This is a genomic window from Candidatus Vondammii sp. HM_W22 (genome assembly GCF_022530855.2).
GTDB lineage: Bacteria > Pseudomonadota > Gammaproteobacteria > Chromatiales > Chromatiaceae > Vondammii.
Window position 1 is genome coordinate 1521999 of sequence record NZ_CP099567.1, and the last position, 14023, is coordinate 1536021.

The 14023-nt window shown below is 51.8% G+C and carries 13 protein-coding genes; 4 read left to right on the forward strand and 9 right to left on the reverse strand.

Annotation, left to right across the window (positions count from 1 at the left end):
- Positions 1-5 precede the first annotated feature (5 nt).
- The 7 genes from ispC to rpsB form a co-directional block, all read right to left on the reverse strand.
- Complete coding sequence (gene ispC, locus MN084_RS08510) at positions 6-1184, reverse strand: 1-deoxy-D-xylulose-5-phosphate reductoisomerase (RefSeq protein WP_241087259.1); 1179 nt, start codon at positions 1182-1184, stop codon at positions 6-8.
- Positions 1181-2002: a phosphatidate cytidylyltransferase gene (locus MN084_RS08515; RefSeq protein ID WP_241087258.1), complete on the reverse strand. Its 822-nt coding sequence runs from the start codon at positions 2000-2002 to the stop codon at positions 1181-1183. Before MN084_RS08515 ends, ispC begins: the two co-directional genes overlap by 4 nt.
- Before the next feature lie 9 nt (positions 2003-2011).
- On the reverse strand, positions 2012-2791 hold the full coding sequence (locus MN084_RS08520; protein WP_241087257.1) for an isoprenyl transferase: 780 nt from the start codon (positions 2789-2791) through the stop codon (positions 2012-2014).
- A 201-nt stretch (positions 2792-2992) separates the two neighbouring features.
- Positions 2993-3550 carry a ribosome recycling factor gene (gene frr / locus MN084_RS08525; RefSeq protein ID WP_241087256.1) on the reverse strand — a complete coding sequence of 186 codons (558 nt, stop codon included), beginning with the start codon at positions 3548-3550 and terminating at the stop codon, positions 2993-2995.
- Positions 3551-3618: 68 nt separating this feature from the next.
- Positions 3619-4335, reverse strand: a complete 717-nt coding sequence (pyrH, locus tag MN084_RS08530; RefSeq protein WP_241087255.1) for a UMP kinase — start codon at positions 4333-4335, stop codon at positions 3619-3621.
- 144 nt (positions 4336-4479) lie between these two features.
- Entirely contained in the window at positions 4480-5364 is an 885-nt protein-coding gene (gene tsf / locus MN084_RS08535) for a translation elongation factor Ts (protein ID WP_241087254.1), read from the reverse strand.
- Between the two features lie 261 nt (positions 5365-5625).
- Positions 5626-6378, reverse strand: a complete 753-nt coding sequence (rpsB, locus tag MN084_RS08540; protein WP_241087253.1) for a 30S ribosomal protein S2 — start codon at positions 6376-6378, stop codon at positions 5626-5628.
- A 237-nt stretch (positions 6379-6615) separates the two neighbouring features.
- On the opposite strand from rpsB, the gene map reads away from it, so the two are divergent.
- From map to MN084_RS08560, 4 genes are all read left to right on the forward strand, one after another.
- Positions 6616-7386: a type I methionyl aminopeptidase gene (gene map / locus MN084_RS08545; RefSeq protein ID WP_241087252.1), complete on the forward strand. Its 771-nt coding sequence runs from the start codon at positions 6616-6618 to the stop codon at positions 7384-7386.
- Positions 7387-7389: 3 nt separating this feature from the next.
- Positions 7390-10032, forward strand: coding sequence for a [protein-PII] uridylyltransferase (gene glnD, locus MN084_RS08550; RefSeq protein WP_241087251.1), 2643 nt, complete (start codon positions 7390-7392; stop codon positions 10030-10032).
- A 184-nt stretch (positions 10033-10216) separates the two neighbouring features.
- The gene (gene dapD, locus MN084_RS08555; RefSeq protein ID WP_241087250.1) at positions 10217-11038 is read left to right on the forward strand and encodes a 2,3,4,5-tetrahydropyridine-2,6-dicarboxylate N-succinyltransferase; all 822 of its coding nucleotides are present in this window, start codon (positions 10217-10219) and stop codon (positions 11036-11038) included.
- Between the two features lie 37 nt (positions 11039-11075).
- A complete protein-coding gene (locus tag MN084_RS08560) occupies positions 11076-11384 on the forward strand; it encodes a Spx/MgsR family RNA polymerase-binding regulatory protein (protein ID WP_241087249.1) in 309 nt (102 codons plus the stop codon).
- 3 nt (positions 11385-11387) lie between these two features.
- Here MN084_RS08560 and MN084_RS08565 read toward each other — a convergent pair whose 3' ends face one another.
- Positions 11388-12644, reverse strand: a complete 1257-nt coding sequence (locus MN084_RS08565; protein WP_241087248.1) for a diaminopimelate decarboxylase — start codon at positions 12642-12644, stop codon at positions 11388-11390.
- 77 nt (positions 12645-12721) lie between these two features.
- A complete protein-coding gene (locus MN084_RS08570; RefSeq protein ID WP_241087247.1) occupies positions 12722-13945 on the reverse strand; it encodes an LL-diaminopimelate aminotransferase in 1224 nt (407 codons plus the stop codon).
- Positions 13946-14023: the final 78 nt, after the last annotated feature.

Below are 14023 nucleotides of genomic sequence, written 5' to 3' on the forward strand. Positions count from 1 at the left end.
AAACATCAGACCAGTGAAGCTACTTTTTGTTCCGCGACAATTCGCGCCCTGGCATCCAGCCCCAAGAGTCCTTGCAGATCGAAACTGCCGGTTTCAGGCAGCGCTGATAGCGTATCCTCGATCACCCCGGCAATATCGGTGAACTTCAGCTTCCGCTGCAAAAATGCAGCCACGGCAATCTCATTGGCCGCATTGAGGATAGCCGGCATTCCGCCCCCTGATTCAATCACCCGGTAGGCCAGGGCCAGACAGGGAAAACGGTCCGTGTCAGGCAGTTCAAAGTCGAGTCTAGCCACATCAAACAGATCGAGTGGGACGGCCCCTGAGGCCATTCGCTGCGGCCAGGCCAGAGCATGGGCGATCGGGGTACGCATATCGGGATTGCCCAACTGAGCCAAGACAGAACCATCGACATACTGAACCATGGAGTGAATAACGCTCTGGGGATGGAGCACCACCTGAATCTGCTCCGGCCGGGTGTGGAACAGCCAACAGGCCTCGATCACCTCCAGTCCCTTGTTCATCATGGTGGCAGAGTCCACTGAGATTTTTCTACCCATATCCCAGTTGGGGTGAGCACAAGCCTGCTCCGGGGTCACATCGATCAGTTCATCCCGGGAAAGCTGGCGGAAAGGGCCGCCGGATGCCGTCAGCAGGATACGGCTTACTCCTACCGGTTCCAACCCACGCTCAAAACCGGGAGGCATGCACTGGAATACGGCATTGTGCTCACTATCAATGGGAAGTAACACAGAGCCGCTTCTCTCCACCGCCTCCATAAATAGCTGCCCGGAGACGACCAGTACCTCTTTATTGGCTAGGAGAATGCGCTTGCCCGCTTCCACTGCGGCCAGGGCGGGCAGCAGCCCTGCCGCCCCGACAATGGCTGCCATTACATAGTCGATCTGATCCAGTGCCGCAACCTGCTCAAGCCCGCCTACGCCTGCAAGCACATCGATCTTGAGACCGGCAGCTTTTATCCGGTGCTCCAGTTCGAGGGCACTATCAGAATCGGCCATGACAGCGTAGGCAGGTAAAAATACCTGACACTGCCGGAACAGACCATCAACATCGCTATTCGCCGTCAGGGCAACTGCTCTATATTGGTTCGGATGACGGGCAACCACATCCAGGGTACTCACCCCAATGGAGCCTGTAGACCCCAATATAGTCAGTCCGATCATCTTCCGCCACCCAGCAACAGTAGACCAAACATGAACACCGGTGCCACTGCGGTCAGGCTGTCGAGACGATCCAGCACCCCGCCGTGACCCGGCAGAATATTGCCACTGTCCTTGATGCCCGCCTGCCGTTTCAGCATGCTCTCAAACAGGTCACCCACCAACGAAATCACGCAGGCCAAAAGACAAAACAGGACAATCAGATAGGGTACACCGATCTCCGGGCGCAGCCATGCCAGCAGCCCGCCCCAAAGCGTCACACCGGCGAGAGCACCATAGACTCCTTCACGGGTCTTGCCAGGACTGATTAATGGCGCCAACTTCACCCTGCCCCATTGGCGACCGGCAAAATAGGCACCGCTATCCGCCACCCAGGTAAGCGACATGGCAAACAGCAGAAGTAGCGGGCCATCTTCACTATAACCATGGAGCGATATCAATGCAGCCCAGGCAGGAACCAACACCAAAATTCCCAACAGGGATTTTGTGAATCGCCCGGGGACAGGAGAACGTTCAGGCTGGTAACGGACAATTGCTAGGGTTATCAACAGCCACATAAAAGAGGAGGCCAAAAACAGCCAGTAAGCGCTCCCGGGCACCTGCAACAAAAGATAAGCGCCTACCATACCCAGCAGCACTGACACCAGGAACAGTGCCTTCTCGCCAGCACCCTCCAGCATGGCAAATTTCATCCACTCTGCGGCCCCCAGTAGTAATATACCGCCAAACAGGAAAGCCAGAACTGGCGTTGAAAGGTAGAGCACACCCGAAATGACCAGAGGCAGAAGAACCAGTGCTGTCAGGATTCGTTGAAAAAGCATATTTTGTATTCAGATCTCCGGATTTTCACCAGTAACCTGCTCGCTGGTCTTGCCGAATCTTCGCAGACGGCAGGAAAATGATCCCAGTGCCTGCAGGAACTCATCGACTCTAAATTCAGGCCAGAGAAGATCGGTAAAATAGAGTTCGGCATAGGCCGATTGCCAAAGGAGAAAATTACTCAACCGCTGCTCGCCGCCAGTACGGATAAACAGGTCAGGATCAGGCAGGTCGGCAAAAGAGAGTTCTGATGAAATCAGCTCCTCTGTTACCTTTTCGGGCAACAGATCACCTTGCTTAACACGTTCAGCCAGTTTCCGCGCAGCCTCTGTTATATCCCACCTGCCACCATAGCTGGCAGCAATCTGAAGCACTAGCCCGGTGTTACCGGCCGTCGCGGCCTCAGCAGAAACGATCAGTTTTTGCAATTTATTGCTGAATGCACTCCGATCCCCGATGATGCGCAACTGGACATTATTCCGCTTAAGGCGTTTGACCTCCATCTTAAGCGCAGCAACAAACAGTCCCATCAGCAGCCCTACCTCTTTTTCTGGACGTTTCCAATTTTCACTGCTGAAGGCAAACAGAGTCAGTACTTCGATACCGTGGTTTACGCACTGCTCGACACAGGTACGCACAGTTTTGACACCGGCTTTGTGGCCGGCATGGCGGGGTAGATGGCGCTGCTTGGCCCAGCGACCGTTCCCATCCATGATAATGGCGATATGCCTTGGTTTCCGGGAGGCAGTTGAGACCGGGTTCTCACCCTCTCCTTTTACCCCTTTAATCATGCAACCCATACTCCCTGATCAGTGCCCGTCCAGAAACGGCAGGCTCTGTGCCACGATTTCATTATTCCTGAACCCGCGCCGTTAGGATTTGCTGAAAAAGCATAATAACCTAATAACTACCGTCATTCCGGCACAGTCAGAAATGACGAAGTATGCTCCTTTTTTCATTTTCACACTCTACGCAAAGAGCTAGAAAGAGCGTCAAATAGACATCAAGTCCTCTTCTTTCTCCGCCAGCAATTCATCAACACGTTTTACGCTCGCATCTGTCAGCTTCTGGACTATATCCTCGCCTTTATGCCCATCATCTTCAGAAATAAGCTTCTCTTTCATCAGATCCTTCAGGTCATGATTCGCATCGCGGCGAATATTGCGAACAGCAACCTTGGCGAGTTCAGCCTCATGGCGCACCACCTTGATCAGGTCTCTGCGACGCTCTTCGGTGAGTGGTGGCAGGGGAACACGAATAACGGTACCGGCAGTATTGGGATTCAGACCAAGATCAGAGTTCATGATCGCTTTCTCAACCGGCTGAACCATGGTCTTCTCCCAAGGAGAGATCGCCAGAGTCCTTGAATCTTCCACATTGATATTAGCCACCTGATTCAACGGTATATCCGAACCGTAATGGGCGACCATGACATGATCGAGCAAGCTGGGATGGGCTCGTCCTGTCCGCACTTTAGCCAACTCATGGACCAGCGCTTCCATACTCTTAGCCATACGGGTAGTGGCATCTTTTTTGACATCGTCGATCATTCCAATCTCCAGCTAAGGCTCAAACAACTTATTATTAACTTAGCAATTCAATATAGATACGGCGAGCACTATAACTCAACCAAAGTTCCGATATCCTCACCCTGCGTCAATCGCATCAAGGCACCGGCATCGTTAATATTCATCACCCGAAGCGGCATCTCATTGTCACGGCACAACACAATAGCCGTAGCATCCATCACCTTCAACCCCTCGGAGAGAATCCGATCATAACTCAGACGGGAATAAAACTCAGCATCGGGATCTTTCATTGGATCGGCAGAGTAGATGCCATCAACCTTGGTCGCCTTGACCAGCAGATTCGCCTTGATCTCGATCGCTCTCAGGCTGGCAGCGGAGTCAGTAGTAAAGTAGGGGTTACCTGTGCCTGCTGCAAAAATAGCCACATCACCACGCTCCAGATGAGCAATGGCTTTATTCCTGATATAGGGTTCACACACCTGATCAATTTTCAGCGCGGACATGGCGTGAGCGGCAACGCCGGTTTTCTGCAAGGCATCCCGCATCGCCAACGAGTTCATCACTGTAGCGAGCATACCCATATGGTCGCCAGAGACACGATCGATCCCGGCTTTGGCAAGGCCCTCTCCGCGGAAGATATTCCCTCCCCCGATAACCATGCCCACCTGAATACCCGCATCCACCAGCTCTTTTACATCGGTTGCCATTCGGGCAATAACGCCAGGATCAATGCCAAAATCGCCCTCCCCCATCAACGCCTCGCCGCTAAGTTTGAGCAGTATACGTTGGCAAATCAAGTCTGACATATCGACTCCGTTATGTTGAATCTGTTGTAACTATTTTAGTCCGCTCGAAACAGTATTGGCCATCATTCCAGCTTACGCCGGAATGACGTTACTTTAAGCTCTACAGATCCCATATTGCCAGATGGTGCCATGGTTGAACTGCTATCAGCCTTTAATCTGAGACATAACCTCTTCAGCGAAGTTTTCCTGCTCTTTCTCGATCCCTTCACCCACTTCATAACGGGTGAAGCCAATCACTTTGGCGCCTGCATCGGAAAACAGCTTACCAACAGTGACATTAGGATCTTTCACAAAAACCTGACCCACAAGGGTGATCTCAGAGAGATACTTCCGCACACGGCCATCGACAATTTTCTCGACGATATTCTCTGGCTTACCACTCTCCAGAGCTTGAGCCGTGTATATATCGCGCTCTTTCTCCAACAGATCGGCAGGTATCTGCTCTTCAGAGACGCAGGTCGGGTTGGTGGCTGCAACATGCATGGCGATATCCTTGTGAAGACCGGCATCACCACCTTCTATCTCGACAACAACACCAATACGTACACCGTGCCGATAGCTGCCCAACTGACCATTTTCGGTCTCAAAACGCTGGAAGCGTCGAACGTTCATGTTCTCACCAATCTTCACGATCAGCGCTTCACGGGCCGTATTGACAGTAGTCTCTTCACCACTATGCAGCGGCTCCTCCAGCAACTCTTCAACCGCACTGACGGTAGAGTTCAAAGCACACTCAGCAACCGCGTCGGTAAAAGAGATAAAAGTGTCGTCTTTCGCCACGAAATCGGTCTCGCAGTTAACTTCAACCATCACGGCTTTTTTACCGTCGTCACTGAAAGTGATGGCGATGATACCATCAGCGGCGGTACGGCCAGCTTTTTTCGCAGCTTTCGCCTGACCAGACTTACGCATCTGCTCGATTGCGACATCGATGTTCCCATCGGCCTCAACCAGTGCTTTTTTACATTCCATCATGCCGGAACCGGTACGCTCACGCAGCTCCTTTACCATAGAGGCAGTAATGGCCATGATTTATATCCTCGTGCTTGATCTATACTGGAAATTAACCAGTGCCTGCCCAGAAACGACTCTATTTTCCCGCAAAGGCACAGAAAATGCGATTCCATACGCCATTAAAAACAACAAGTTATAACGTTGCGATCTTAGCGTCTTGGCGAGAGTTATTCTTTCTGGACGGACACAGACCATGCAAATTCCCAGTTTGATACCATGTCAGAAAGCCCTTGCCGGCTGGTTACCTGCAGGGGCGTGAGATAATGGGTCAGCAGCTTATTCCGCGGCCTCACCCTTCTCTTTTTTGGTTTCGGCAACCTCTTCGGCAGCACCCAGGTGAGCTGCGCTGGCCCGGCCTTCCAATACGGCAGCGGAAGCACCCTGCACGTAAAGCTGAACGGCACGTATAGCGTCGTCATTACCCGGAATCACGTAGTCGACATGGTCAGGATCATTATTGGTATCCACCACGCCAACAACTGGAATTCCCAGCTTTTTGGCTTCAGCAATGGCGATATTTTCATGACCTGTATCGATCACAAACATGACATCAGGCAGACCCGCCATATCCTTGATACCGCCAAGACTGCGATCCAGCTTCTCCATTTCACGCTTGTAGCCAAGTGCTTCTTTCTTGTTGAAGCGCTGATCGACAGTGCCATCCTCAAACATCGCCTCAAGCTCTTTCAGCCGTTTGATACGCTGCTTGATAGTCTTGAAGTTAGTCAGCATGCCGCCCAACCAACGATGATTGACGTAGGGCATACCACAACGCGTTGCCTCTTCCTTAACGGTGTCGCGTGCTGCACGCTTGGTGCCCACGAACAGAATCTTGCCGCCATTGGCGGCAAGAGAACCAAGGAAGTTCATTGCGTCGCTGTAAAGGGGAAGGGTCTTCTCAAGATTGATAATATGAATCTTGTTGCGATGACCGAATATGTAGGCACCCATTTTGGGGTTCCAGTAACGGGTCTGATGACCGAAGTGCACGCCAGCCTCAAGCATTTGGCGCATAGAAACGTTGCTCATAATTACCTCAAATTGCAAGGGTTAGTCCTCCACATACCCCAACCGACGACCCGGTTTCCCAGGCACCCCGACAGCTGTGACGGTATGTGTGCGAAATAGTTCATCCGCCCATTCTGGGCCGATGCCACGGATCGTTTGCGATTCCGGGGCGCGTTTTATACCATATTGAGCTGTCCGCGACAATCGCTGGCCGCCTTCAGAACCCTATTTTTCCCTTTCTTCCAGGAACCGCATTACATGAGCATTATTATTAAAACCGCCGATGAAATAGAGAAAATGCGGATAGCCGGGCGTCTGGCAACTGAGGTGCTGGAAATGATCGAATCTCATGTCAAACCCGGCATCACTACCGACGAGCTGAACCATCTGTGCCACGACCATATTGTTAATGTGCAGGATGCGATCCCAGCCCCCCTCAATTACAGAGGCTTTCCGAAATCGATCTGCACCTCGGTAAACCACCAGGTGTGTCACGGCATACCCGGCGGCAAGAGGCTGAAAAGCGGCGACATCATTAATATAGATATCACCGTTATAAAAGATAGCTTCCACGGCGATACCAGCAAGATGTTCTTTGTGGGGAAGCCTTCAATCCTCGCCCGACGGCTGGTCAAAGCTACCTACGAGGCCATGTGGCTTGGCATCAGGCAAGTCCGGCCCGATGCTCAGCTCGGTGATATAGGGCATGTCATACAGCAACATGTAGAACCGAAAAACTACTCCGTGGTCCATGAATATTGCGGTCACGGCATCGGTCGGGGATTCCATGAAGAGCCGCAGGTGCTTCACTACGGGAACCCAGGCACCGGAGTGAAACTAGAGGCAGGGATGTGCTTCACGATTGAACCGATGATCAATTCCGGCAGGCGTCAGGTAAAGATGCTGCCGGACGGATGGACGGTTGTGACCAAAGACCGCTCGCTCTCGGCACAGTGGGAACATACAATTCTGGTGACGGATACCGGGTATGAGGTGTTGACGCTGCGCAGTGATGAAGAAGAATCATAAAACATGCCCCACAAACTGATCGATATTAAAGAGTTCCACAACGCCCTGGCTGCTACGGATGACCTTCTGCCGCTGTTTCGCGAAACGACCAAAAAAAGTAACGAAACTCTTAAAATCCTCTTTGAACAGGGTAATGATGTCATTGAACTGGTCGAGCTAAGATCCCGGTTTATCGATCTGCTGCTGATTGAAGCTTGGCAGAGGAAAATCCCTGAACACGCTGATATCACATTGATTGCCGTTGGCGGCTACGGTCGGGGTGAGCTACACCCGGGCTCGGATGTTGACTTGCTGGTGCTGATTGGCAAGGAGGGAGACGATGAAGAGACCCTCCCCGAAGCGCTTGGCGAGCTACTCACCTTCTTCTGGGATATCGGCTTGGAGATTGGCCACAGTGTCCGTACCTTGGAAGAGTGTATTGAGGGGGCGGAAAAAGATATCACCATCGCCACTAACCTGATGGAATCCCGACTTATCGCCGGACAGGGAATACTGTTCGATAAGCTCAAACATGCCACAGGGCCTGACCGCATCTGGCCCAGTGACGAATTCTTCAAAGCCAAATGGGAAGAGCAGAAACAGCGCTACCTGAAGTACGATGACACCATCAGCAGCCTGGAACCCAACATCAAAGAGAGTCCCGGGGGACTGCGTGACATCCATATGGTGGGCTGGGTGGTAAAACGCCACTTTGGCGCCTCCACCCTCCATGACCTGGTGGTCAATGGGTTCCTGACGGAGCAGGAGTATCAGGATCTGATGGAGTCTCAGACCTTCTTCTGGCGGGTCAGATTCGCCCTGCATCTACTCACCGGCCGTCACGAAGACCGAATTCTGTTCGACTACCAGCGCACCCTGGCCAGCCAGTTCGGCTATGAAGATAATGGCCAGGAGCTGGGGGTGGAAAAGTTCATGCAGCAGTACTACCGCAACGCCCTAAAGGTGAGCCGGATGAATGAGATGCTGCTGCAACTGTTCTACGATGTCATTCTGCTCAATTGCCGCCTGGAAGAGCCAAAACCGATCAACAACCGATTCCAGTCACGCAGCGGTTACATCGAGGTGGTCAGCGAAGATACCTTTGCCCGACATCCCCTGGCACTGCTGGAGATATTTCTGATCATGGAACAACACCCGGAGCTGAACGGCGTCCGAGCCAGCACCATCAGACTGATCCGCAGCCACCGTCATTTGATCGATGCGGATTTCCGGGAGAGCCTGGGCGCCCGCAGCCTGTTCATGGAGATTCTGCGGGAACCCAGCGGTATCTCCCATGAACTGCGACGCATGAACCGGTATGGCATCCTTGCTCGCTATATTCCGCAATTTACCAATATTGTCGGCCGAATGCAGTACGATCTGTTCCATGTCTACACCGTGGATGAACATACCCTCTTCGTACTGCGTAATCTGCGCCGTTTTTCAGTACCTGAACATCGCCTGGAGTTTCCGCTCTGCAACGACATCATGGAGCGTCTGCCAAAGCACGAGCTGATCTACCTGGCCGCCCTGTTTCACGACATCGCCAAAGGCCGGGGTGGTGACCACTCAATATTGGGAGCCCAGGATGCTTGGGATTTCAGCAAACAACACGGTCTCAGTGACCGGGACAGCCGTCTGGTCTCCTGGCTGGTAGAAAACCACCTGCTGATGTCCATCACCGCCCAGCGCAAGGATATCAACGACCCGGAAGTGATGAACAAATTTGCTGTACAAGTGAAGAATCCGGTCTATCTGGATTATCTCTACCTACTGACGGTAGCGGATATGCGTGCCACCGATCCGGGGAAATGGAACAGCTGGAAAAACTCCCTGCTGCGTGAACTCTATCTCACCACCAAATATGCCCTGCTACGCGGTTTGCAGAACCCTCAGGAACAGGATGAAATCATCCAGAACAAACAGGCCGGCGCACGCCATCTGCTCATATCCGAAGGCATGGCCTCTGAAAAGATCAACGCCCACTGGGTTAACCTCAGCCTGGACTACTTCCTCCAACACACCTGGGAAGAGATCGCCTGGCAGACCAAGATGGTGCTGACTGCCAACTATGACGAACTGCCTCTGGTGCTAATCCGCCGATCCAGCACCCGCGGCGGCACCGAGGTGTTCCTCTACAGTGACGACCAGGATGATCTGTTTGCCCTCACCACCAGCACCCTGGACCAGCTCAACCTGAATATCGTCAACGCCCGCATCGAAACCACCGACCTGGGATTCACCCTGAACAGTTTCCTGGTACTAGAGGCCAATGGCGATATCGTCGACAACCCTGATCGGAGAAACGAAATTCGTGCAACACTGAAAAAGACCCTACTCAACCCCGGCGAGAGCAATACCTTGGTCTCCCGGCGCATCCCCAGGCAGATGAAGTTCTTCTCTACACCCACGCGCATCGATTTTGTCCGTGACTGGAACAACCAGCGCACCATCATGAAACTGGTGACGGATGACCGCCCCGGCCTTCTATCACAAGTGGGCTACGCCTTTGTCGCCTGCGGCATCCGCCTGATCAACGCCAAGATTGCAACTATCGGCGCAGAAGCGGAAGATACCTTCTTCATCACCGACATGGAGAATCGGCCGCTTGGTGAACGCAGCCAGTTCAAGTGTCTGGAAAAAGCGATCGATGAGCGACTTAATTAGTCTATATTAAAGATGGAACACAGAGAGCACAGAGAGCACAGAGAGCACAGAGAAAGTGAAAATAGCCCCGGCAAAACTCAGCTACCAACGCAATTAAAAAAGCCTCTGCGAGCTTTGCGCTCCTTTGCAGTCTCTGCGTTCCGCTTTTTCCCGTCCCCCTTTCACAACAAGCCTGGAGTTAACTATGTACGACCTCAAATCAATCATTGTCGAAACCTTTGACAAAAGGGCCGAGTTAACCCCACGCAACGTCGACACCGTAGTCAAAGATGCCATCACCGAGGTCATTGATCAGCTGGACCGGGGAGAAATCCGCGCCGCCGAGAAAAAAGACGGTGAATGGGTCGTCAACAACTGGGTAAAAAAAGCGGTTCTTCTGGCCATATGCATACAGGACAACCAATTTCTCAAAGGCGGATACACCAACTATTACGATAAAATCCCCGCCAAATATACGGATTACAATCCACGGGAATTCCGCGACTGCGGTGTCCGTATAGTCCCCCCGGGCACCGCCCGGAAAGGCGCTTACATCGCCCCAGGCACCCTTCTTTTGGCCCCTTATATTAATATCGGTGCCCACATAGATAGTGGTTGTATGGTGGATGTCTGGGCCACCGTCGGCTCCTGTGCCCAGATCGGGAAAAACGTCCATATTTCCAGCAACGTCAGCATCGGTGGCGTACTGGAACCTCTGCAGTCTGTCCCAACCATCATTGAGGACAACTGCTTCATCGGCGCCAGCGCATCGATAGTGGAAGGCGTACTGGTAAAAGAGGGTTCAGTAATCGCCAATGGCGTACATATCAGCCAATCCACCAAAATCTACAATCGCAAAACCGGCGAAATCACCTTCGGCTGCGTCCCAGAAGGCTCTGTGGTTGTCTCAGGTAATCTCCCCGCCGAAGATGGCCGCCACAGCCTTTATTGCGCCGTGATCGTAAAACAAGTGGATGAAAAAACCAGGGAAAGAGTCAGCATCAATGAACTGCTGCGGGCTATTTGAAATGATAAAAATCCACGGTATTCCCAACTGTGACACCATGAAAAAAGCTCGAAAATGGCTGGATGCCCATAATCTGGATTACCAATTTCACAACTTCAAAAAAGAGGGCCTAGACAATACCACCCTGCGCCACTGGATCAACCTAGCAGGTTGGGAAATCCTGCTCAACCGCCGGGGCATGATGTGGCGCAAACTTTCTGTCCATGCAAAAGCCGGCATCAACGAAACCAGCGCCATAGAGATCATGCTGGAGACACCCTCAATCATCAAACGGCCGGTACTCGAGGTAGACGGCAATCTGTATGTGGGTTTTTCAGAAGAGCGATATGGCGAGCTGTTTGGTTAGCACTCACTCCCCGCTATGAACATCCGCCTCAAAATTTAAAGTCGCAAACAGGTCTGCAAGCGTCTCCTCCCGACGGATCAACTCTACTGTTCCATCGAAACGCAACAACAACTCTTTTGGCCGGGCCTTGCCATTATAGTTAAATCCCATAGCATGACCATGAGCACCGGTATCATGGACACAGAGGATATCGCCCTCTTCTATTTTTGGCAGGTGACGCTGAATCGCGAACTTGTCGTTATTCTCGCACAATGAGCCGACAACATCGACAATATCCTCCTCGCCCACTTTACCAAGCACCGTTATATGGTGATAGGCACCATACATTCCAGGCCTCATCAAAGCCGACATAGAAGCATCCACACCAACATAGGTACGATAGATATGTTTACGGTTGATCGCTTTTGTCACCAGAACGCCATGGGGTCCGGTCATGAAACGGCCACTCTCAACATACATTTTTGGAGCGTAGCCGTTGCTGGATTTGAAAGCATCGAACAGCGCGGTGATCTCCCGCGCCATAGCCGCAATATTTAGTGGCTCATCTTCCGGCTTGTAGGGAATCCCCAGACCACCGCCTATATTGATAAAATCAAACCGGATACCCAACTCACCCGATACCCACTCGACCAGTTCAAGCAACATACGGACCGTCTCCACCATAAAAGTATAGTTCAGCTCGTTGGATGCCAGCATGGTGTGCAAACCAAAGCGTTTTACGCCATGGGCCCTGGCAAACCTGTATGCATCTAATAACTGATCATGAGAGACCCCGTACTTTGACTCGACAGGATTACCGATAATGCTATTACCGGTGCGTCTTTCGCCCGGGTTATAACGGAAGGAAATCAGCTCCGGCATCACCGGCACCTTATCGATCAGAGTAATATCGTCCAGATTCAGGACACAACCACCTTCCTCTTCCGCCGCGGCAAAATCTTCCGGGCTAGTGTTGTTGGAAGTGAACATAATATCTTCACCGCGGGCACCTACATCACGGCTAAGCTTCAGCTCCGCAATGGAGCTGCAGTCAAACCCAAATCCCATAGAGCCCAGAACCTGCATAACACTGGGATTGGGCAGTGCCTTAACCGCAAAATACTCCCGGAACCCGTCAATGCCAGAAAATGCCTCGATCAGCCCCCTTCCGGTATCACGAATTCCCTTCTCATCATAAATATGAAAAGGCGTACCATAATGCTCAACCACCCCCTCCAGAAAAGGAGCCAGACGATCTTCAAAATCTTTAGAAATAGGCATCTACTGTTACTCTGTTTATTCCGAAAGCACTTACCGTTTAAGCGTAAAATCACCATCATTCCGGCTTGAAAACTGCGTTAGGCCAAAGCCTTCTTAATTCTATCCATAGCCTCAACAACATTCTCAAAACTATTAAATGCACTGATCCGGATATACCTCTCGCCACAAGTTCCGAAACCGGCACCAGGGGTGCAAACCACGCCAGCCTCACTCAGCAACTTATCAAAAAATGTCCAGGAATCACTCTTCCCATCGATCCAGGTATAAGGTGAATTTTCACCACCGATACACCCAAATCCAAGCGCCTCCATCTTCCCACGAATATATTTCGCATTATTCAGATAAAAAGAGACCAGCTCTTTAACCTGAGCCTGTCCCTCAGCGCTATAGACCGCCTCGGCCGCCCGCTGCACCGGATAAGAAACACTATTAAACTTGGTGGTATGACGACGATTCCACAAGGTATTCACAGAGACCGCTTCGGCCGACTCGGTATAAGCCATGCACTCTTTCGGCACCACCGTATAAGCACAACGGGTACCCGTAAAGCCTGCCGTCTTGGAAAAACTCCGGAATTCAATCGCCACTTCCCTAGCACCTTCAACCTCATAGATTGATCGAGGCAGGCTTCGATCCTGAACAAACGCCTCATAAGCAGCATCAAACAGGATCAGCGCCTTATTCTTTCGTGCGTAATCAACCCACTGCTTTAACTGCGCTTTGGTCGCTGTAGCCCCCGTAGGATTATTGGGGAAGCAGAGATAGATCAGATCCACCGGCTCGCTGGGAAGGTCGGGAATAAAACCGTTCTCTTTAGTGGCATCGAGATAGACGATACCGGCATAACGTCCCTCACTCCAATCACCAGTCCGGCCTGCCATCACATTGGTGTCGATATAGACAGGATAGACCGGGTCGGGAATTGCCACGGTGACATCCGTGGAGAAAATCTCCTGGAAATTAGCGGAATCGCACTTCGCTCCGTCACTGACGAAAATCTCATCCGCCTCGACATTGGCCCCACGCGCCTGAAAATCACCTTGGGCAATCGCCTCACGGAGAAAATCATACCCCTGCTCAGGCCCATAACCATGAAAACTGCTGTCACTGGCCATCTCATCAACGGCGGCATGAAACGCTTTCACACAGGCATCCGGCAAGGCACGGGTTACATCACCGATACCCAACTTGATAATATTCTGCCCGGAATTAGCCTCCTGATAAGCGGCCACACGCTTGGCAATATCCGAAAACAGATAGGATGCCTGGAGTTTCTGGTAGTTTTCGTTAATTTTGATCATGTAAAACCTCGAATCAGGCTAAGGATTCAGTGTAAAGAATTCATTAATACCAAACGGGATCTTGCCATGGCAGGGCCA

Excerpts from the sequence above, each read along its gene's own strand:
- pyrH (WP_241087255.1), bottom strand. The coding sequence starts at position 4,335 with ATGTCAGACTTGATTTGCCAACGTATACTGCTCAAACTTAGCGGCGAG.
- map (WP_241087252.1), top strand. The coding sequence starts at position 6,616 with ATGAGCATTATTATTAAAACCGCCGATGAAATAGAGAAAATGCGGATA.
- dapD (WP_241087250.1), top strand. The coding sequence starts at position 10,217 with ATGTACGACCTCAAATCAATCATTGTCGAAACCTTTGACAAAAGGGCC.
- glnD (WP_241087251.1), top strand. The coding sequence starts at position 7,390 with ATGCCCCACAAACTGATCGATATTAAAGAGTTCCACAACGCCCTGGCT.
- MN084_RS08570 (WP_241087247.1), bottom strand. The coding sequence starts at position 13,945 with ATGATCAAAATTAACGAAAACTACCAGAAACTCCAGGCATCCTATCTG.
- frr (WP_241087256.1), bottom strand. The coding sequence starts at position 3,550 with ATGATCGACGATGTCAAAAAAGATGCCACTACCCGTATGGCTAAGAGT.
- MN084_RS08565 (WP_241087248.1), bottom strand. The coding sequence starts at position 12,644 with ATGCCTATTTCTAAAGATTTTGAAGATCGTCTGGCTCCTTTTCTGGAG.
- MN084_RS08520 (WP_241087257.1), bottom strand. The coding sequence starts at position 2,791 with ATGATTAAAGGGGTAAAAGGAGAGGGTGAGAACCCGGTCTCAACTGCC.
- MN084_RS08515 (WP_241087258.1), bottom strand. The coding sequence starts at position 2,002 with ATGCTTTTTCAACGAATCCTGACAGCACTGGTTCTTCTGCCTCTGGTC.
- tsf (WP_241087254.1), bottom strand. The coding sequence starts at position 5,364 with ATGGCCATTACTGCCTCTATGGTAAAGGAGCTGCGTGAGCGTACCGGT.
- ispC (WP_241087259.1), bottom strand. The coding sequence starts at position 1,184 with ATGATCGGACTGACTATATTGGGGTCTACAGGCTCCATTGGGGTGAGT.
- rpsB (WP_241087253.1), bottom strand. The coding sequence starts at position 6,378 with ATGAGCAACGTTTCTATGCGCCAAATGCTTGAGGCTGGCGTGCACTTC.
- MN084_RS08560 (WP_241087249.1), top strand. The coding sequence starts at position 11,076 with ATGAAAAAAGCTCGAAAATGGCTGGATGCCCATAATCTGGATTACCAA.